The following is a 17387-nucleotide window of genomic DNA, read 5'->3' on the forward strand; positions in this document are numbered from 1 at the left end:
CCAGCGCGTCGAAATCGCTGGTGCTTTTCTGGTTCTCTTTTGGCACGCAAAAGAGAACTTAGCCCAGCGAAAAAGCGCTCTAACCCCGCGCCACCGGCGCGCGAACCAGCTCAAAGAAAAAACCAGCCCTGCGCTCTGGCCCGCGCGGAGCGCAAGCCTTTATCGTTTCGCCACTGCCATCAGCGCCCGATTCTCGAGCAGGATACGCAGCAGCACCGTATTCACCGCCGTGCGCACCAGCGCATTCGGGATGCGGGCGATGAGCACTGCCCATGCATAGCCGTAAAAGATGTGGAGCGCCAGCGAGTTGATGACCATCGAGCCGACGAAGTGTGCCGCCAGCACACTGCACCACAGCCGGTTGCCGGTGCGCAGATGAGAAAGCTTCTGCCAGCACAAGCCGCCGACCAGGCCGATGGACGCCGCACCCAGCGTGATGAGCGGATTGATGGCATAGCCAGCCAGCACGCCGCCGATGATGTCGGCCACCATGCCCACGACGAAACCTGCCCACGGTCCAAAGAGGATGCCCGCCAGCAGCACCGGCAGACTGCCCAGATTGAACCGGACAAAGCCGGTGGAGATGCTCAGCACCCGGGAAAAGACGATGCTCATGGCGATGAGCAGGGCCATCGCCGTCAGGGTGCGCACGGAGATCCTGGATTCTTTTTTCATATCAACTGTCCTCCTGTTTTTCAGGAACTGCGGGGGAGCAGAAAGAAACGCCCTCCCCTGTGACAAACCGCACAAAGGAGGGCGTGAGTTCAACAAACTTCACTTCCGGACGACGCCGTGCAGACGGCCTCGCCCGCACCCAAGTCCATGCAGCAGCGGGATGCAGGCCATGCACCGCGGGTCTCCCTTCGTCCGCAGCACAACTCCCCGTTGATGCGGCACTTGACGCGCATGGCCTTACTCTGTTGATACTGTTATTATATGCTTTTTTTCGCCCTGTTTCAATCACGGGATGCAACAGGTTTGCTAAAACAAAGCCGCAGAATTTATCACATATGCTCAAAGTCTTTCTTTTTTGGCCCAAACGTGATAAGATGGGCATGATATTGAAAGGGGCTTTCCCGCCCCGGAAAGGATTTATCACGATGAAATTCAGTGAGATGACCTATACCCGCCCTGACATCGACGCGCTGCTGGCCCGCTGCAAAGAGCTGACCGCAAAGGCAGCTGCCGCTGACAGCGGCGAGGCCCTTGTGGAGGTTTACTACGAGCAGAGCCGCGCCTTCGCCGACTACAACACGGCGGCCAACCTCGCCAACATCCACTACACCTGCGACACCCGCGACGCCTACTGGAAAGCCGAGCAGGACTTCTTTGACGCCAACGGCCCGGCAGTGTCCAACGCCAGCGTCGAGATCAGCCGCGCCTTCCTCGCCAACCCCCATGTGGACGCCCTGACCGAGGCCTTCGGCTCCACCTGCGTGGCCGGCATGAAGAACGCCGTGCTGGGCATGGACGAGCGCACCGTGGCCCTTCAGCAGGAGTACAACGCCCTCGTCAGCACCTACCAGCAGATCTACGGCGGTGCGCTGGTGGAGTTGGACGGCAAGCAGCTCACCATCCCCCAGCTTGGCCCCTACAAGGAGAGCACCGATGCCGCCGTCCGCCGGGCCGCTTATGAGGCCGAGGCCGGTTACTTCGACGCCCACCGCGCCGAGCTGGACGAGCTGTACACCAAGATCGTCAAGAACCTGAACCAGCAGGCTCAGGTGATGGGCTATCACGACTACAGCGAACTTTCCTATGTTCGGATGAACCGCATCGGCTACGGCCCCGAGGACATCAAGCGCTTCCGCGATCAGGTGGCCCACGACGTCGTGCCGGAGCTGCAGAAGGTCATCGCTCTCAAGAACAAGCGCACCGGCATCCAGCACCCCACTTTTGCCGACCTGCCGGTGGCTTTCAAGGACGGCAACCCCAAGCCCATCGAGGGCTACGACGCCCGGATGTCCGCCGCCCGCACCATGTACCATGAGCTCAGCCCCGAGACGGCAGAGTTCATCGACTTCATGCAGGACAACGAGCTGTTCGACGTCGAGAGCCGCCCCGGCAAGATGTCCGGCGGCTACATGACCAGCCTGCCCTCCTATAAAGCCCCCTTCATCTTCGCCAACTGGAACAATACTTCCGCTGACGTGGATGTTCTGACCCACGAGTGCGGCCACGCCTTCGAGGGCTATATGGCTGAGCGCGATCCGAAGATCCCCGCCGACCTCGAATGCCCCGGCATGGAGAGCGCCGAGATCCACTCCATGGCCATGGAGTTCCTCACCGCACCGTGGCACCACCTGCTCTTCGGCAGGGACACCGACAAGTACGCCCTGCTCCACGCCGAGGACAGCTTCCTCTTCCTGGCCTACGGCTGCGCGGTGGATGAGTTCCAGCACATCATGTACCAGAACCCCGACCTGACCCCCGACCAGCGCAACCAGACCTGGCTGGAGCTGGAGCACAAGTACCGCCCCTGGATCGACTTTGACGCTCTGCCCTTCTATGGCCGCGGTGCAGGCTGGCAGCGTCAGCTCCACATCTACGAATGCCCCTTCTACTATATCGACTACTGCCTGTCCACCATGGCCGCTCTGCAGTTCTTCCTGCTGAGCCTCCATGACCAGAAGGATGCATGGGCGCGCTATCTGCGCCTCGTCCGCCGTGCCGGCACGGCCAGCTACACCGAGCTGTGCGAGACCGCCGGCCTGCAGGTGCCGTTCAACGACGGCTCCATCAAGGCCATCGCCCAGCAGATGAGCCAGTGGATCGCAGAGCATCAGGTCTGATAGCCCTCTCAGGCGCTTCGCTCCCGCTCGCATCCTGCTGTCCGCTGCCCCCACTGCACTTCGAAGCTCGAGGGCTTCCCCGAAGCAAAGCTGTAATTTTCCCTGTTTCCTCCCCGGCGCTGTCCGCTCTTTGGACGCCGCCGGGGCTTTTTGCGCCCTTTTTTCGGGGCGCAGAAAAGAAAACCGGAATTTTTTCGAAAAAAAGTATTGCTTTTTCGGGCGAGTCATGGTATTATATCAGAGTCGTCACGACGCAACAGAATATGGACGGTTAGCTCAGCTGGTAGAGCATCTGCTTGACGTGCAGGAGGTCACAGGTTCGAGTCCTGTACCGTCCACCACAAAAATCCCGAGTCAAATGACTCGGGATTTTTTGCATGGGTGGGACAGGACGAGAACAGCACGGCCACGCCGTAGGCGTGGCAAACAACAGCCCAGTGGGCTGTTGTTTAGTGCGTGGTTCCCAATCTTCAGGAATGTCTACCAAGGTTGTGCGAACCCGATTCTTTACGAGAAAGGGTTCGGGTACGTTTTTTGTTTACAGGAGGTTTTGAGAAAGGGCTGCTCGGCCCATAAGCCGGAATGTGAAAGGATGAGAAGATGACCTTTTTAGAAACAAATCGGCTCAGACTAAGAAATGTAAGTCCTAAAGATGCGATTCAGATGGTTGATTATCGAAACAACGAGCGATGCTCGAAATATCAACGAGGCCAGACGAAAGATTATAAGGATATTGTTGCTTTGATCGAGCGTAATAAAGACAATGCCCTGAATATCGCATCGCCGACTATGATCAGTGTTGCATTAAGAGAAACGGATGTCATGATTGGCGAAATCGTCGTTATGCCTAACGAGGGCACAATTTCTTTAGGGTACACATTTTCTTATAAAGTTCACCGAAGCGGTTACGCCTATGAAGCCTTGTCCTCTTTAATTGAGTATTTACACAAGCACTATCCTCAGTGGGATTTTATCTGTTTTACTGAAAGAGAGAACATTCCAAGTATGAGCCTTTTGAAGAAGCTGGGATATACGAATTTGGGTTATCTGCCGTCAAAGAATTCTCAAGTATTTGGAAAGTGGCTTCGCCAGGACACATTAGAAGAAATCACAAGTGCGGTTCGATAACTCCTGGTTTATCGCAACCTCAGAAGCAGGGTTTGGGACACCGCACGCCCCAGCAAGAAGCTGTTCCAAAGGGAGCAAGAATTTTCAGCAATTGAAAATTTGTGGCCACGGGACGGTTCTTGCCCTTTGCATTTTGGCATTTGGGGGAAAGGTGTTTTACTATGGATATTGAAGTCAAGCAAATGTCAACCGATACCATTGAGCTTCTCGACCATCTTAACGTTGTTTGTAAGCGTTTCCATGTGGACTATCCACACGCTTCGGAAAAAGATAAGTTCTTTGTGGAAGCAGTTGCCCTGCATGAGTATCAACTCAAAAAAGCTCATGAGCAGGGGTTGAAACGCGCAGATGTTCCGCCATTTCTTGGCTTGAAGCGCACCGAACGCAGCAACGAGATGCCTGCATAAAGGTTCGAGTCCTGTACTGTCCACCATACAGTTCGTACTCGAACCCGATTCTTTATGAAAAAGGGTTCGGGTACGTTTTTTGTTTATCGGAGGTTTGCGTTTGCGACAGCAACAAACACCCCAGTGGGGTGTTTGAGCAACAGAACGGTCTGCGTTAGCAGATGGAGGGGCTTTGCCCCGACAAGTTCTGCGGCGAGAGTATGCAGAGCGGTAAACGAGCAAAGGCAGGGTATCACTGTGACGGTGATATCCTGCCTTTTGCTTTGTGGAATCAAGTTCGCTTTGTGCGAACTTGGTCATCACCCTATATGACGCATTGGGGCAATCGCTGTGTACGTGCGTACCGGGAGAGCGTGTACACCTCTGGCAAGGTGTAACACACTAGACTTTGTGCCAAAGTCTGTGTGCCAAGGGGTCAAGCCCCTTAGAATCCCTGCGGAGCGTGTACGCACGTACGCAGAAAAATGGCAAAATTTCACTATATCGGGGTGTTCTTTCATGGTGGAGTGTGGTATACTCGGCTTAGCCCAGTAAATCGGAGTTTGACGAGGTAAAAGAATATGAATGGAAAACATCTATTTCTTACATCTGCAGGGTTGACCGATAAGATGAAAGAGAAATTCTTTGATATTATTGGAAAGTGTCCGAAGGATGTGAAAGTGCTTTATATTCCAACAGCTGGCATTGATACAGATGGTGCAAGAGAGTCGCTTGCAATATGTTTTCATGAACTCTTTCTAATGGGAATTCAGTACGAAAATATATTAGTGTACAATCTGGAATTAATTCTTTCAAAAGACTATCAAAGAACCTATTCTTCGTATGTTACAACCCCGTTTATGCTTACAAGGCTATTAACTTTTGAAGAATTAAACCAATTTGATGCTGTTTTTGTCAGTGGTGGTGATGTATCTGTGCTTTGTCGTGAAATGTCTAGAACTGGTTTTGATAGAATACTTAATAATGCAATTAAAAACGGACTTATATATGTCGGAATCAGTGCAGGAAGTATGTATGCGGCGGGAAATTTAACAGATGGATTACATATTATTGACAATCCTATTATCCCCCATTGGAATGGTTCTGAAACAACAGTATTACCGAACGGCAAAGATGAGATTAAGCTTGCTGATGGAAAAGCTGTTTATGTAGAGGATAATTACATGAGTGTAATATGATGCACATGTAGGATTAGTCAAATTCCAGTTTGCCGTACTCGTTCCAGCAGGGTTTGGGGCAGGCACGCCCCAACAAGAAGCTGTCCCAAAGGGGCAAGAATTTTCAAGAATTGAAAATTTGTGGCCACGGGACGATTCTTGCTCTCACCTTTTTCGCTGCGTTTCGCAATTTTCGCATTTCACTCTGCTCGCAGATTGTTGACAAGCTGCGCTTGACCCGATACTATAAAGGCAAGTCGAATACACGCCAAGGAGGTGCAACCATGACCGCCGTGATCTACGCCCGCTATTCATCCGACAGCCAGCGAGAAGCGTCCATTGAGGGACAGTTGCGCGACTGCAAGGCCTACGCCGAGAAGAACGGCATCACCGTGGTCGGCACCTACATTGACCGTGCCTACTCTGCCAAAACGGATGACCGCCCAGACTTTCAGCGGATGATCAAGGACAGCGGAAAGAAAATCTTCGATGTGGTTCTGGTCTGGAAGCTGGACCGCTTTGCCCGGAACCGCTACGATGCCGTGAACTACAAGTACCAGCTGGAAAAGAACGGTGTCCATCTGGTGTCTGCCATGGAACCCATCTCGCAAGGGCCTGAAGGCATTATGGTGGAGAGTATGCTGATCGGCATGGCGGAATACTATTCCGCCGAGCTTGCCCTGAAAGTGGCGCGCGGTGAGCGCGAAAATGCCCTCCAGTGCAAGTACAACGGCGGTGTGGTGCCGTTGGGCTTCACCATCGGCAAGGAGGACAGGCTGTACCATATCGACCCGGAAACGGCTCCCATCGTGCAGGAGATCTTCACCCGGTACGCCGACGGCGAACCGGCTGAGAAGATTGCCGCATCCCTGAATGAGCGCGGCCTGCGTACCCGCACCGGGAAGCCGTTCGTGAAGAACAGCTTCTTCCAGATTTTCCGCAACCGCCGCTACATCGGCGAATACCGCTACAAGGACATTGTGACGCCGGGCGGCATTCCGGCCATTGTTGACCAGGACCTGTTTGACCGGGTGCAGCAGCGTTTTGAGCAGAACAGGATCGCCCATGGTCGGCCTGCAAAAGAGGATGTGAGCTATCTGCTGACCACCAAGCTGTTCTGTGGCAAGTGCGGCACCCTGATGGGTGGCGAAAGCGGCACCAGCCACATGGGAAACACCTACTATTACTACAAGTGCGGCAACGCCAAACGCCACGGCAAGGCGCATTGCGACCTGAAAGCCATCCGCAAGGAGCCGCTGGAACGGTTCGTGGTGGACACTGCCATTAAGGTGATTTTCAGCGATGAAATCATCGAACGGCTGATAGATTTGGTCATGGAAGCCCAGCAGAAGGAGAACACCCGGCTGCCTGTCCTGAAAGACCAGCTCAGGGACACAGAGAAGCGGCTGGCAAACCTTCTGGAAGCCATTGAACAGGGCATCCTGACCCCGACCACCAAGCAGCGGTTGGACGAACTGGAAGCCCGGAAGGAAGCCCTGAACACCAGCATTCTGGAAGAAGAGCTGAAAAAGCCAGTCCTGACCCGCGAATGGATGCGGTTCTGGTTTGAAAAATTCCGCAAGGGTGACGTGGGCAGCACGGAACACCAGCGGCAGATCATTGATACCTTTGTCAACTCGGTCTACGTCTTTGATGACCGGGTCGTACTCAATTTCAACTTCACGGATGATGCCAAAACGGTCACCCGTGAGGAAGTGTTGGGTTCGAGTGCTGTGGACAATGCTCCACCACAAAAATCCCGAGTCAAATGACTCGGGATTTTTTGCGTGGGCGGGACAGGACGAGAACAGCACGGCCACGCCGCAGGCGTGGCAAACAACAGCCCAGTGGGCTGTTGTTTAGTGCGCGGTTCCCAACGCGTAGGAATGTCTACCAAGAAAGCACTACCTGCCAGAGTATCTTCTCCGCCAGCGCTAGTTCAAACAATCGTCCAATAGCAAAAGGCAGGGTATCATCGTGGCGATGCTATCCTGCCTTTTGTGCTTTATGGCTCATTGGGGAGCAATCGCTGCGTATGTCCGTACATGGCCGGTACGCACGTACGCAGGAAAAAGAGAAAGTTCCGGCATATAGGGGTGTTCTTTCGGCTGGTGGTATGATATACTCAACTTGACAAATCGAAATTTGTAGGGGAGCGATAATGATTTACTTAATGAGACATGGCGCAGACCCATCCGAACGCTATGGCGGATGGAGCGCATATGGACTAACAGAAAAAGGTAGGGAGCAAGTTCATAGCGCAAAGGGAAACTTATACAACAAAGGGATTACGCAAATCTATTCAAGTGATTTAGTTAGAGCCAAGGAAACTGCCGAAATTGTGGCAAATTCGCTTTCTTTGGAAATCACATACTTACCTCAATTTCGTGAATCCAATAACGGATTATTGGCTGGCATGCTTAAAACAGAAGCCGCAGAAAAATATCCAGGAATGTATTGGAATGCACTTGGCTGGACAGAAACATGGCCAAAGGGTGAGAGTCCTGAGCAATTCTTTCATCGTATTCAAAGCGCATGGTATGAATTCAAAAAACAAGTTGGAAAAAGCAATGTATTACTAGTATCTCATGGCGGAGTAATGAACATCATATTGTGCTTGGAAAACGGAATACCGTATACGAACAAAGAAACACGCTTTCAAATTAAGGAAGCAGAAATCGTACAGATGGATATATAAATTCCAGTTTGTCGCAACCTCAGAAGCAGGGTTTGGGGCACCGCACGCCCCAGCAAGAAGCTGTTCCAAAGGGAGCAAGAATTTTCAGGAATTGAAAATTTGTGGCCACGGGATGATTCTTGCTCTCACCGTCAGAATCATCCGCCTTGCTCTCACCGTCAGAATCATCCGCCTTGCACTCGTAGTCATTTTGTGATACAATTATCCCGATAGGAGGTGTCTCGTATGATGCAGACATTCGTTCGCCCTTCCCGGGATCTGCGCAACCATTACGCCGAAATTTCGGAGATGCTCAAAGATCATGACCATGTGATCATCACGAATCATGGCCGTGGAGAATCCGTTCTCATCAACATTGAGGACTACGCCAAGTACGAAGAGTTTTTGCACCAGCGATATGTTGCCGAGGCACTTGCCAAGGCAAAACAGCAGGCGGCTGACCCCGACACGCAGTGGGCAGACCACGAAAGCGTATGGGAGACGCTGGGCAAGCAGTATGACGTATAAGATCAAATATCTGCCCCTTGCCGTGCAGGATTTGAACGACATTGCCCGGTATCTTTCGAGCTTTTATCCCAAAACAGCCAGCCGGGTGTTGAAAGAGATGCGGGATAAAATCACAAAACTGAGCGATAACCCAAAGATGTGTGAAATCTATCCTCTTGACCCTGCTTATCGTAGGATGGTCGTTGACCAGTATCTTGTGTTCTATCAGGTCAACGACCCTGCCAGAATCGTGGAGATCCACCGTATCCTGCGCGGTTCATGGAATCTGCCGCAGTATCTGGAATGAATCCTTCGGGTTCGCCTGCTGTGGAGAATGCTCCACCAAAAGCCTCTAACGAAAGTTAGAGGCTCTTTTTTTGTTTCTACTGCCAACGTGAGTCGGCATATCAGTACAGAACTCGAACAGCACGGCCACGTCGCAGGGTTTGTGGCAGGCACACTATCCAAACCTCCAATTTTCCGCACCAAAGGGGCAAAATCTTGGCCAGTATTGCCGTTGCGCCGCAGGGATTTTTGGATTATACTGTTGACTTGTATCCTGTTTTGTATTTTCCTGTTCAGCCGAGCCAAAGGAGGCATCCTTACGAACTATCTGTTTCAATTTTCGCGTATTCTGGCGTTCTGTTTTTTGGGCGAGATCTGCCACGCAGTGCTCCCGCTCCCCCTCCCGGCCAGCATCTACGGCCTGCTGCTGCTTCTGGCCGCGCTCCGCTTCGGCATCGTGAAGCTCGAGCAGGTCAAGGAAGTGGGCCTGTTCCTCACCGGCATCTTCCCGCTGCTGTTTGTGCCTGCCGCCGCGGGCGTCATGGAGCTGTGGGCTGAGATGGGCGAGATGCTGCTGCCCATCGTCATCGCCATCATCCCGGTGACGGTGCTGGTCCTCGTGAGTGCAGGCCGCACCACCCAGGCCCTCACCAGCCGCCGCGCTGCAAAGAAGGAGGCCGAACATGACTGATCTCTTACAGGGCTTCCTCTCCGGGTCCGCCGCGTGGGGCGTGCTGCTGACGCTGGCCGCTTTCGCGCTGGGTGCTCTCATCAACAAAACCACCGGCAAGGCCATCTTCAACCCGCTGCTGCTGGGCAGCATCTTCGTCATCATCCTGCTGAGTGTGCTGAACATCCCCTACGCCGACTACAAGGTCAGTGCCGCCCCGGTGAACTATCTGCTGCTGCCGGCCACCATCAGCCTCGCCATCCCGCTCTATGAAAAATGGGACCTGCTGAAAGAGAACGCCGCCGCCATCATCGCGGGCATCTCAGTGGGTACGCTGGTGAGCCTGGGCAGCGCTTTGGCTCTGGCCCTCGCGCTGGACCTCACCCGGGAGCAGTACGCCACCCTCCTGCCGAAGTCCGTCACCACGGCCATCAGCATGGACGTCGCCGCTGAGCTGGGCGGCATCGCGGCCCTGACGGGTGCCATCGTCATCCTCACCGGCATCGCGGGCAACCTGCTGGCCGAGGTGGTCTGCAAGATCTTCCACATCACCGACCCCATCGCAAAGGGCGTCGGCATCGGCACCTCGGCCCATGCCGTAGGCACCAGCAAAGCTCTGCAGATGGGTGAGGTCGAAGGTGCCATGAGCGGCCTGTCCATCGCCGTGGCCGGCGTCCTCACCGCCGTGCTCTGCCCCTTCTTCGTCGGCTTCATTCAGTAAAGATAGACAAAAAATCGCCCTCTGTACCGGCACAATGCCAATACAGAGGGCGATATTTTTTGCTTTTTAAGACCTGGCTTCTTTCCGCTCGGCTTTCTGGCGTTCCACCTCGGCGATGACCTCGGCGGCCTTTTCGTCGATGGCCCCCGGCTCTGCCGCCGGAGGGGCGGGCCACCACAGTGCCGCTGGGCGAACCCTGCCGTAAGCTGTGGGCCGTCTGCCGCAGATAAATGTCACCCCAGTCGTGGCCATAAGTGTCGTTGCTGGTCTTCTTGAGGTTGTCGAGGTCGGTCATCATCAGGGCCGCGTGACGGAGAGTATCGGGCTTCTCGAACAGCTCCCCGCAGACCACGAGGCACAACACCAGAGCTGCAGCCGCCGCAAACGCGGCCAGAGATGTAAACACGTTCTGGAAAAATCAGCAATATCACAACAGCTTTTTTCAGATTTTGTCGATTTTTGCGTTTCCCCTTTTCCACAAAAAAGCAGGGCAGGTCCGCGCCGTCCAAAGCTTCCAGCTTTTGGCAAAGCGCAGGTCTGCCCTGCATCGGATATTCAGCTTACAGCTTGCTCAGCTGGGGACCCTGAGCGGTATCCTTCACGGCCCAGCCCATCTCGGTGAGCTGTGCGCGGATGGCGTCGGCAGCAGCCCAGTCCTTGGCCTTCTTGGCGGCGGCACGCTTCTCCACCAGTTCAGTCACCTCAGCGGGAACTTCGTCCTTCTTGCGGTTGTACATCAGGCCCAGCACGCCGGTGATCTCGTCGAAGGCGGCAGCGCCGGCTTCGAGAGTAGCCTTACTGGAAGCGGCGGACAGGGTGTTGATGTCCTTGACGAGGTCGAAGACAGCAGCCAGGGCGTCGGGGGTGTTCAGGTCGTCGTCCATGGCGGTGCAGAATTTCTTCTTTGCTTCCTCGGCCTTCTCCTTCAGCGTCTCGTCGGTGCCGAACTCAGTCTTGCTCAGGGCAAAGTCGAGGTTCTCACGGCAGGTGTAGAGGCGCTCGAGGCTGTTCTTGCAGCTTTCGATGAGGTCTACGGTGTAGTTCAGCGGCATCCGGTAGCCGGCGGTCAGCATAAAGTAGCGGATGGGCTCGTAGCCGTAGAGGTTGGCCACGTCGCGGACGGTGAAGAAGTTGTGCAGGCTCTTGGACATCTTCTGATTGTCCACGTTGATGAAGCCGTTGTGCATCCAGTAGCGGGCGAACTCGCAACCGTTGGCGCACTCGCTCTGGGCGATCTCGTTCTCGTGGTGGGGGAAGATGAGGTCCTGACCGCCGCAGTGGAGGTCGATGGTCTTGCCCAGATGGGTGCGGCTCATGGCGCTGCACTCGATGTGCCAGCCCGGACGGCCCATGCCGTAGGGGCTCTCCCATGCGGGCTCGCCGGGCTTTGCGGCCTTCCAGACGGCGAAGTCGGCGGGGTCTTCCTTCAGGTCGTCCTCCATCTGGCTGCGCAGCTCGCGGTTGCCGCTCTCGAGGTCGTCCAGCTTGAGGTGGCTCAGCTTGCCGTACTCGGGGTCGCTCTTGACGCGGAAGTAGACGTCGCCGTTCTTTGCGACATAGGCGTGGCCGCTCTCGATGAGGTCTTTCACGATGTCGAGGATCTGCTGGATGTGCTCGGTAGCGCGGGGCTGGACGGTGGGCTTTTTGCAGTTCAGACCGGCGGCATCCTTGAGGTACTCGGCCTCGAAGCGCTGGGCGACTTCCTTCATGGAAGTCCCCTCTTCCTGGCCCTTCTTGATGAGCTTGTCATCGATGTCGGTGATGTTGGAGACATAGATGACCTTGTTGCCGCGGTACTCGAGGTAACGGCGCAGGGTGTCGAAGACGATGAGCGGGCGGGCATTGCCGATGTGGATATAGTTGTAGACGGTGGGACCGCAGACGTAGATGCGGTACTCGCCCGGCACCTGCGGCACGAACTCTTCCTTCTGGCGGGTCAGGGTGTTGAAGATCTGCATAGTTGAATACTCCTTTTTGTGAGACAGACCGAAGCCGTGATCATAAACCTCTCAGTCTCGCTTTCGCTCGACAGCTCCCCTATCGAGGGGAGCCCTTGGCAAAGAGGGCCAGCTCCTGCGAGCCTGCCTGAAAAAGCAAACGCCTCCAACGCCATGCCAAAAGCACAGCATCGAAGGCGGTCTTTTCTCAAAATCGCGGTTCCACTCCGGTTTGTCGCTCAAAGCCGATAACGGCGGCCATCCGCGCTGCGATACTCAGCTTCCCGCAGCGTGCTGTCCGGGCGCACTTCACGCGGCGGTCTGCAAACAGGCTTCCAGCCAACGGCCCGTTCTCTCTGCCCAGACGATGCAGCGCTACTCTGCCCGGATAAACGCATTTATCCTTTTACAAACTTATTATAATAGCCGCCGGGGCGTAAGTCAAGCGTTTGACTCCCCTGCCCGGCTTGTGCTACACTGGGCAAAACTGCAGCCCGGAGGTTTTATCATGCAGCTTATCACCGAACGTCTTTTTCTCATCCCCCTGCAGCCCGACGGGATGCGCGCCCTTCTGGCCCGCACCACCGACCCGGAGCTCATCCAGCCCTACACCGATATGCTGAATCTTTCCCTCGCCCACCCCGAGCAGTGGGTCTGGTACACCGCATGGGGGCTTTACCAGAACGATTCCGGCGACTGGGTAGGCGACCTCTGCTTCAAGGGTCTGCCCGAAAACGGCCAGCCGGAAATTGGCTACGGCCTTCTGCCGGAATATGAACATCAGGGCTACGCCACCGAGGCTGTCCGCGCCGCCTGCCGCTGGGCCTTCAAACAGCCCGGCGTCACCGCCGTCGAGGCCGAGACCGCCCCCGATCATGCTGCCTCGCAGGCGGTGCTGCACCGGGTGGGGTTCGTGCCGACCGGGACGATGGGCGCGGAAGGGCCGAGGTTTATTCTGCGCCAAAAGCCTTGACTCCATCGCCAAATCAGCGCTTTCCCCCTTTACATCGCCCTCAACTTGTGCCATAATTTATTTTAATATAGCAGTTTGCGTTTTCAATGGTCTGGCAGCATCCGCAAACTGCATATCGCAAATATGCTGTTACCTATAGGCATATCTGTGAAACTTGCGATTAAGGGAAGCTGCCCTCGGCGCGGCGATTCGGCAGTGCGGGGCAGCAAGAGAGGGGTAATCTGCTATGAGCAAGATCATCATTCCGGCAAACTACACGCCCGCGCTGAACCTGTACGACACCCAGCGCGCCATCGGCACCGTGAAGCGGCTGTTCGCTGACACCCTGTGCGCCACACTGAACCTCTACCGCGTGTCGGCACCGCTCTTCGTCGAGGCTTCTACCGGCCTGAACGACGATTTGAACGGCGTCGAACGGAAGGTCACCTTCGACACCAAGGACAGCGGCATCGAGGTGCAGGTCGTTCAGTCGCTGGCCAAGTGGAAGCGCAAGGCCCTGAAGGACTACGGCTTCCGCGTGGGCAAGGGCCTCTACTGCGACATGAACGCGATCCGCCGCGACGAGGATATGGACAACCTCCACTCCATCTATGTGGACCAGTGGGACTGGGAGAAGGTCATCCGTGAGGAAGACCGGAACGAGACGTATCTGAAGAACGTCGTTCGCTCCATCGTGTCGGCGGTCTGCGCCACCGAGATGAACCTCCACGCCATGTTCCCCCAGCTGCAGGATCTGCCGCTCCACACCCCCAACGTCACCTTCATCACCACCCAGGAGCTGGAGGATAAGTACCCCGACCTGACCCCGAAGGAGCGGGAGAATGCCATCGTCAAGGAGAATGGCACCACCTTCCTGATGAAGATCGGCGCTCCCCTCAAGAGCGGCAAGCCCCACGATGGCCGCGCCCCCGACTACGACGACTGGGATCTGAACGGCGACCTGCTGTTCTGGAACGAGCCGCTGCAGTGCAGCTACGAGCTGAGCAGCATGGGCATCCGCGTCAGCCCCGAGAGCATGGACCGTCAGCTCACCGCCGCAGGCTGCGACGACCGCCGCAAGCTGCCCTTCCACAAAGCTGTGCTGAACGGCGAACTGCCCTACACCATCGGCGGCGGCATCGGCCAGAGCCGTCTGTGCATGCTGCTGCTGGGCAGCGCCCACATCGGTGAGGTGCAGGCAAGCGTCTGGGACAACGCCACCCGCGAAGCCTGCGAGAAGGCAGGCATCCCGCTGCTGTAAGACTGTATACAAAAAGGACTGATGCATCCGCAGCAGTCCTTTTTCTTATGTCCTGAATTCCAGACCCACCTTGCTTTTTCTCCCGTTGCCGCCCAGCCACCAGAGGAGGAAGGCGTACAGCAGGTTCGTGACGAGGATGATGGCAAACCACATCAGCGTCTCCTGAATGGTCTGGTCGTATACCCGCATAAAAGGGTATGGGCCGTCGATGGTTCCTGTAATATTGCCGTGCAAATCATACAGACCGTATAGGATCGTCGGCACCAGCGCCCACCAGACCTGCCCCAGCGGCAGGCGGGGCAGACGCTCGAAGAGCACCAGCGACAGAATCGCCAGCACCGGGTTGAGGAAATGGTGGTAGAGCATCGAGCCCGTGAAAAGCATGATGTACCAGCCGTTGCCGTCCTCGTACATGGGGGCGAGGATGATGACCACCGTTAAAAAGGTCATGGCGAGGCAGCTGGTGGAGATGAACTTGAGCCGCTTGAGCCAGAGGGGCAGCTCCCGCCCGGTGAAGATGCAGCCCAGCTGCCACAGACCCACCAGCAGGCAGACCGCGCCGTTGAAGATGTTGGACAGCTCGGTGTACATCGTAAACATGATGGTCCCGCCCATGGCCCAGCTCATGGGGACGGCGATGGTCTCGAAGTACACGATTAGGAAGTTCATTGCCGCCGAGGCCAGCTTCCGCAGGACAGTCAGGATGTTTTTCAGCACCATTTCACTCTCCTATCTGTAATTTTTTGTTGGAATATCAAAGAAACGAGCGGTTTTTTCCGCTCGTTTCTTTTTTACACCCGGACGGGCGCTTATTTTGCCGTATTGATGAAGCTGCGGTTATCCCACAGGTACTTGATGCCGGAGATGGCGGTGACAGCGGCCACGACCCAGCACAGCACGGAGGCGATGTCTGCACACTGCTGGCCCAGCACATTGCCGGTCAGGGAGACCGTGAAGTAGTAGAAGATAATGGTCAGCATCTGGAGCACGGTCTTCACCTTGCCCCACATGTTGGCGGCGATGACCTTGCCGTCCTTTGCACCGGCGGCCACCATGCGGAGGCCGGAGACGGCGAACTCGCGGGCCAGAATGATGCAGAGCACCACAGGGCTGCACACGCCGTCCCGCATCATGTAGATGAAGGCTACCGTCGTCAGCAGCTTGTCGGCCAGCGGGTCGGCGAACTTGCCGAAGTCGGTGACCATGTTCCACTTGCGGGCCAGATGGCCGTCGAGGAAGTCGGTGAAGCTGGCCACGGCGAAGATGAGGCCGGCGATGAGGTAGTACCGCGGGTTGTAGCTCGGCGTGATATACTGGCCGAGCGAGACGAAGATCATGAACACCGGCACCAGCAGAATGCGGGTCAGAGTGAGTTTATTGGGCAGATTCATACAAAATTATCCTCCAATCTGTTATTTTGCAACAGTACCATACAAATCGTAAAGGTCGCTGTCGTCCACCAGCACATCATAGAACTCGCCGGGGTAGAGCGGCTCTTCGCTGGACACGCAGACGTTGCCGTCCACCTCGGGGGCGTCGGCAGCGGTGCGGCAGAGGTAGAGGCCGCTCTCGTCGTCCACACCGTCGCAGAGGACGCGGACAGTCTGGCCCACTTTTGCGGCCTGCTTCTGGGCCATGATGCCGGTCTGGATCTGCATCACCAGCTCAGCGCGCTTGTCCTTGACTTCCTGATCGATCTGGCCGTCCATCTTGGCGGCAACGGTGTTCTCCTCGGCGGAGTAGGCAAAGCAGCCCAGACGGTCGAACTGCACTTCCTTCACGAAGTTGCACAGGTCCTCGAACTGCTCTTCCGTCTCACCCGGGAAGCCCGCGATGAGGGTCGTGCGGAGGGTGATGTTCGGGATCTCACGGCGCAGCTTGCCGATGACGTCCAGCAACTCGGCGCGGTTGGAGCGGCGGTTCATGTTCTTGAGGATCGTGTCGTTGCAGTGCTGGATGGGCAGGTCGAGATAAGGCAGGACCTTCTCGTTCCGCTTCATGGCGGCGATGAAGTCGTCGGTGATGCGCTCCGGGTAAGCGTACATGATGCGGATCCACTCGAGGCCCGGGATCTTGTTCAGCTTGTCCAGCAGCTCGCAGATGCTGCCCGGCTTGCCCCAGTCCTCACCGTAGGCGGTAGGGTCCTGGGCCACGATGATGAGCTCCTTGACGCCCTCACCGGCCAGCCAGCGGGCCTCGGCCACACAGTCGGCCATCTCGCGGCTGCGCAGCGGGCCGCGGATGCCGGGGATCGCGCAGTAGTGGCAGCGGTTGTTGCAGCCCTCGGCGATTTTTAAGTACGCATAGTGGGCAGGCGTACCGATGACGCGCTTGCCGCCCAGAGGAAAGTCCTTCTTGAGGCCGTAGCTTTCCAGATGTTCTTCACCGTTGAACAGACGGGCCACGATGGAGTCGATGGCCTTGTTGGAGGCACAGCCGACCACGGCGTCCACCTCGGGGATCTCTTCCTCAATCTGGCTGCGGTAGCGCTCGGCCAGACAGCCGGTGACGACCACCTTCAGGTTGGGATTCGCCTGCTTGTAGGAGCAGGCCTCAAGGATGTTCTCGATGGCCTCGGTCTTGGCGCTCTCGATGAAGCCGCAGGTGTTGACGAGGATGACGTCCGCTTCTGCGAGGTCAGCCACCGTCTCGTGGCCCGCCGACAGCAGGATGTGGACCATCACGTCCAAATCGACCTGATTCTTCGGGCAGCCAAGGGAAATACACGCAATTTTCATTCGGATGATACTCTCTTTCTCTCTTGAGGGTCTGTTATAACGATTTGATGTGGTGTTGCGGCAGGGTTGGTTTTTTCTTTAAGATGGCTTGCGCGCCGGTAGCGCGGGGGATGTTTTTTCCTACGGTCAAGTGGCTTGCGCTCCGCGCGGGCACG

The 17387-nt window shown here is 56.1% G+C and carries 18 protein-coding genes, 1 tRNA gene and 1 riboswitch; of the genes, 13 read left to right on the top strand and 6 right to left on the bottom strand.

Annotated features, from left to right (window positions below):
- Nucleotides 1–159 precede the first annotated feature (159 nt).
- The gene (locus F3G95_RS12470) at nt 160–675 is read right to left on the bottom strand and encodes a folate family ECF transporter S component (RefSeq protein ID WP_149795212.1); all 516 of its coding nucleotides are present in this window, start codon (nt 673–675) and stop codon (nt 160–162) included.
- A gap of 151 nt (nt 676–826) precedes the next feature.
- A riboswitch (THF riboswitch) is annotated at nt 827–922 on the bottom strand.
- A gap of 178 nt (nt 923–1100) precedes the next feature.
- Here F3G95_RS12470 and F3G95_RS12475 point away from each other — a divergent pair.
- The 11 genes from F3G95_RS12475 to F3G95_RS12525 all read left to right on the top strand — a co-directional run bounded on the left by F3G95_RS12475 (nt 1101) and on the right by F3G95_RS12525 (nt 10344).
- Nucleotides 1101–2792: a M3 family oligoendopeptidase gene (locus F3G95_RS12475; protein WP_149795213.1), complete on the top strand. Its 1692-nt coding sequence runs from the start codon at nt 1101–1103 to the stop codon at nt 2790–2792.
- 265 nt (nt 2793–3057) lie between these two features.
- Nucleotides 3058–3133, top strand: a tRNA-Val gene (locus F3G95_RS12480).
- Nucleotides 3134–3392: 259 nt separating this feature from the next.
- Entirely contained in the window at nt 3393–3920 is a 528-nt protein-coding gene (locus F3G95_RS12485; RefSeq protein ID WP_128118605.1) for a GNAT family N-acetyltransferase, read from the top strand.
- A 161-nt stretch (nt 3921–4081) separates the two neighbouring features.
- On the top strand, nt 4082–4327 hold the full coding sequence (locus tag F3G95_RS12490) for a hypothetical protein (RefSeq protein WP_149795214.1): 246 nt from the start codon (nt 4082–4084) through the stop codon (nt 4325–4327).
- A gap of 560 nt (nt 4328–4887) precedes the next feature.
- On the top strand, nt 4888–5505 hold the full coding sequence (locus F3G95_RS12495) for a Type 1 glutamine amidotransferase-like domain-containing protein (RefSeq protein ID WP_149795215.1): 618 nt from the start codon (nt 4888–4890) through the stop codon (nt 5503–5505).
- 263 nt (nt 5506–5768) lie between these two features.
- Nucleotides 5769–7256 carry a recombinase family protein gene (locus F3G95_RS12500; RefSeq protein WP_149795216.1) on the top strand — a complete coding sequence of 496 codons (1488 nt, stop codon included), beginning with the start codon at nt 5769–5771 and terminating at the stop codon, nt 7254–7256.
- A gap of 389 nt (nt 7257–7645) precedes the next feature.
- Complete coding sequence (locus tag F3G95_RS12505; RefSeq protein ID WP_149795217.1) at nt 7646–8182, top strand: histidine phosphatase family protein; 537 nt, start codon at nt 7646–7648, stop codon at nt 8180–8182.
- Nucleotides 8183–8407: 225 nt separating this feature from the next.
- Nucleotides 8408–8689 (top strand): type II toxin-antitoxin system prevent-host-death family antitoxin, encoded by a 282-nt coding sequence (locus F3G95_RS12510; protein WP_005935267.1) that lies wholly within the window; start codon nt 8408–8410, stop codon nt 8687–8689.
- On the top strand, nt 8679–8975 hold the full coding sequence (locus F3G95_RS12515) for a type II toxin-antitoxin system RelE/ParE family toxin (RefSeq protein ID WP_149795218.1): 297 nt from the start codon (nt 8679–8681) through the stop codon (nt 8973–8975). The genes F3G95_RS12510 and F3G95_RS12515 overlap by 11 nt, the downstream gene beginning before the upstream one ends.
- Nucleotides 8976–9317: 342 nt before the next feature.
- Complete coding sequence (locus F3G95_RS12520; RefSeq protein ID WP_242981466.1) at nt 9318–9644, top strand: CidA/LrgA family protein; 327 nt, start codon at nt 9318–9320, stop codon at nt 9642–9644.
- The gene (locus F3G95_RS12525; RefSeq protein WP_149795219.1) at nt 9637–10344 is read left to right on the top strand and encodes an LrgB family protein; all 708 of its coding nucleotides are present in this window, start codon (nt 9637–9639) and stop codon (nt 10342–10344) included. The genes F3G95_RS12520 and F3G95_RS12525 overlap by 8 nt, the downstream gene beginning before the upstream one ends.
- On the opposite strand, the gene F3G95_RS12530 is transcribed toward F3G95_RS12525, so the two are convergent.
- Together F3G95_RS12530 and cysS are read right to left on the bottom strand one after the other, a co-directional pair.
- Entirely contained in the window at nt 10334–10642 is a 309-nt protein-coding gene (locus F3G95_RS12530) for a diguanylate cyclase (protein WP_149795239.1), read from the bottom strand. The genes F3G95_RS12525 and F3G95_RS12530 overlap by 11 nt on opposite strands.
- Nucleotides 10643–10904: 262 nt before the next feature.
- Complete coding sequence (gene cysS, locus F3G95_RS12535) at nt 10905–12302, bottom strand: cysteine--tRNA ligase (RefSeq protein WP_149795220.1); 1398 nt, start codon at nt 12300–12302, stop codon at nt 10905–10907.
- A 487-nt stretch (nt 12303–12789) separates the two neighbouring features.
- Between cysS and F3G95_RS12540 the strand changes: the two genes are divergently transcribed.
- Both F3G95_RS12540 and asnA read left to right on the top strand, forming a co-directional pair.
- A complete protein-coding gene (locus F3G95_RS12540; RefSeq protein WP_149795221.1) occupies nt 12790–13254 on the top strand; it encodes a GNAT family N-acetyltransferase in 465 nt (154 codons plus the stop codon).
- 226 nt (nt 13255–13480) lie between these two features.
- On the top strand, nt 13481–14494 hold the full coding sequence (gene asnA / locus F3G95_RS12545; protein WP_149795222.1) for an aspartate--ammonia ligase: 1014 nt from the start codon (nt 13481–13483) through the stop codon (nt 14492–14494).
- A gap of 45 nt (nt 14495–14539) precedes the next feature.
- On the opposite strand, the gene F3G95_RS12550 is transcribed toward asnA, so the two are convergent.
- The 3 genes from F3G95_RS12550 to rimO all read right to left on the bottom strand — a co-directional run bounded on the left by F3G95_RS12550 (nt 14540) and on the right by rimO (nt 17232).
- Nucleotides 14540–15214: a hypothetical protein gene (locus F3G95_RS12550; RefSeq protein ID WP_149795223.1), complete on the bottom strand. Its 675-nt coding sequence runs from the start codon at nt 15212–15214 to the stop codon at nt 14540–14542.
- An 89-nt stretch (nt 15215–15303) separates the two neighbouring features.
- Nucleotides 15304–15885: a CDP-diacylglycerol--glycerol-3-phosphate 3-phosphatidyltransferase gene (pgsA, locus tag F3G95_RS12555; RefSeq protein ID WP_015564657.1), complete on the bottom strand. Its 582-nt coding sequence runs from the start codon at nt 15883–15885 to the stop codon at nt 15304–15306.
- 21 nt (nt 15886–15906) lie between these two features.
- Nucleotides 15907–17232: a 30S ribosomal protein S12 methylthiotransferase RimO gene (gene rimO, locus F3G95_RS12560; protein WP_149795224.1), complete on the bottom strand. Its 1326-nt coding sequence runs from the start codon at nt 17230–17232 to the stop codon at nt 15907–15909.
- Between the last annotated feature and the right edge of the window lie 155 nt (nt 17233–17387).

The organism is Faecalibacterium sp. Marseille-P9312 (assembly GCF_902497445.1).
In the GTDB taxonomy this organism is placed as follows: Bacteria; Bacillota; Clostridia; order Oscillospirales; family Ruminococcaceae; genus Faecalibacterium; species Faecalibacterium longum.

Coding starts and splice junctions, on each gene's coding strand:
- F3G95_RS12470 (WP_149795212.1), bottom strand. CDS start 675: ATGAAAAAAGAATCCAGGATCTCCGTGCGCACCCTGACGGCGATGGCC.
- F3G95_RS12525 (WP_149795219.1), top strand. CDS start 9,637: ATGACTGATCTCTTACAGGGCTTCCTCTCCGGGTCCGCCGCGTGGGGC.
- asnA (WP_149795222.1), top strand. CDS start 13,481: ATGAGCAAGATCATCATTCCGGCAAACTACACGCCCGCGCTGAACCTG.
- F3G95_RS12530 (WP_149795239.1), bottom strand. CDS start 10,642: ATGATGACCGACCTCGACAACCTCAAGAAGACCAGCAACGACACTTAT.
- F3G95_RS12540 (WP_149795221.1), top strand. CDS start 12,790: ATGCAGCTTATCACCGAACGTCTTTTTCTCATCCCCCTGCAGCCCGAC.
- F3G95_RS12550 (WP_149795223.1), bottom strand. CDS start 15,214: ATGGTGCTGAAAAACATCCTGACTGTCCTGCGGAAGCTGGCCTCGGCG.
- rimO (WP_149795224.1), bottom strand. CDS start 17,232: ATGAAAATTGCGTGTATTTCCCTTGGCTGCCCGAAGAATCAGGTCGAT.
- F3G95_RS12495 (WP_149795215.1), top strand. CDS start 4,888: ATGAATGGAAAACATCTATTTCTTACATCTGCAGGGTTGACCGATAAG.
- F3G95_RS12515 (WP_149795218.1), top strand. CDS start 8,679: ATGACGTATAAGATCAAATATCTGCCCCTTGCCGTGCAGGATTTGAAC.
- pgsA (WP_015564657.1), bottom strand. CDS start 15,885: ATGAATCTGCCCAATAAACTCACTCTGACCCGCATTCTGCTGGTGCCG.
- F3G95_RS12505 (WP_149795217.1), top strand. CDS start 7,646: ATGATTTACTTAATGAGACATGGCGCAGACCCATCCGAACGCTATGGC.
- F3G95_RS12490 (WP_149795214.1), top strand. CDS start 4,082: ATGGATATTGAAGTCAAGCAAATGTCAACCGATACCATTGAGCTTCTC.
- F3G95_RS12485 (WP_128118605.1), top strand. CDS start 3,393: ATGACCTTTTTAGAAACAAATCGGCTCAGACTAAGAAATGTAAGTCCT.
- F3G95_RS12500 (WP_149795216.1), top strand. CDS start 5,769: ATGACCGCCGTGATCTACGCCCGCTATTCATCCGACAGCCAGCGAGAA.
- F3G95_RS12510 (WP_005935267.1), top strand. CDS start 8,408: ATGATGCAGACATTCGTTCGCCCTTCCCGGGATCTGCGCAACCATTAC.
- cysS (WP_149795220.1), bottom strand. CDS start 12,302: ATGCAGATCTTCAACACCCTGACCCGCCAGAAGGAAGAGTTCGTGCCG.
- F3G95_RS12475 (WP_149795213.1), top strand. CDS start 1,101: ATGAAATTCAGTGAGATGACCTATACCCGCCCTGACATCGACGCGCTG.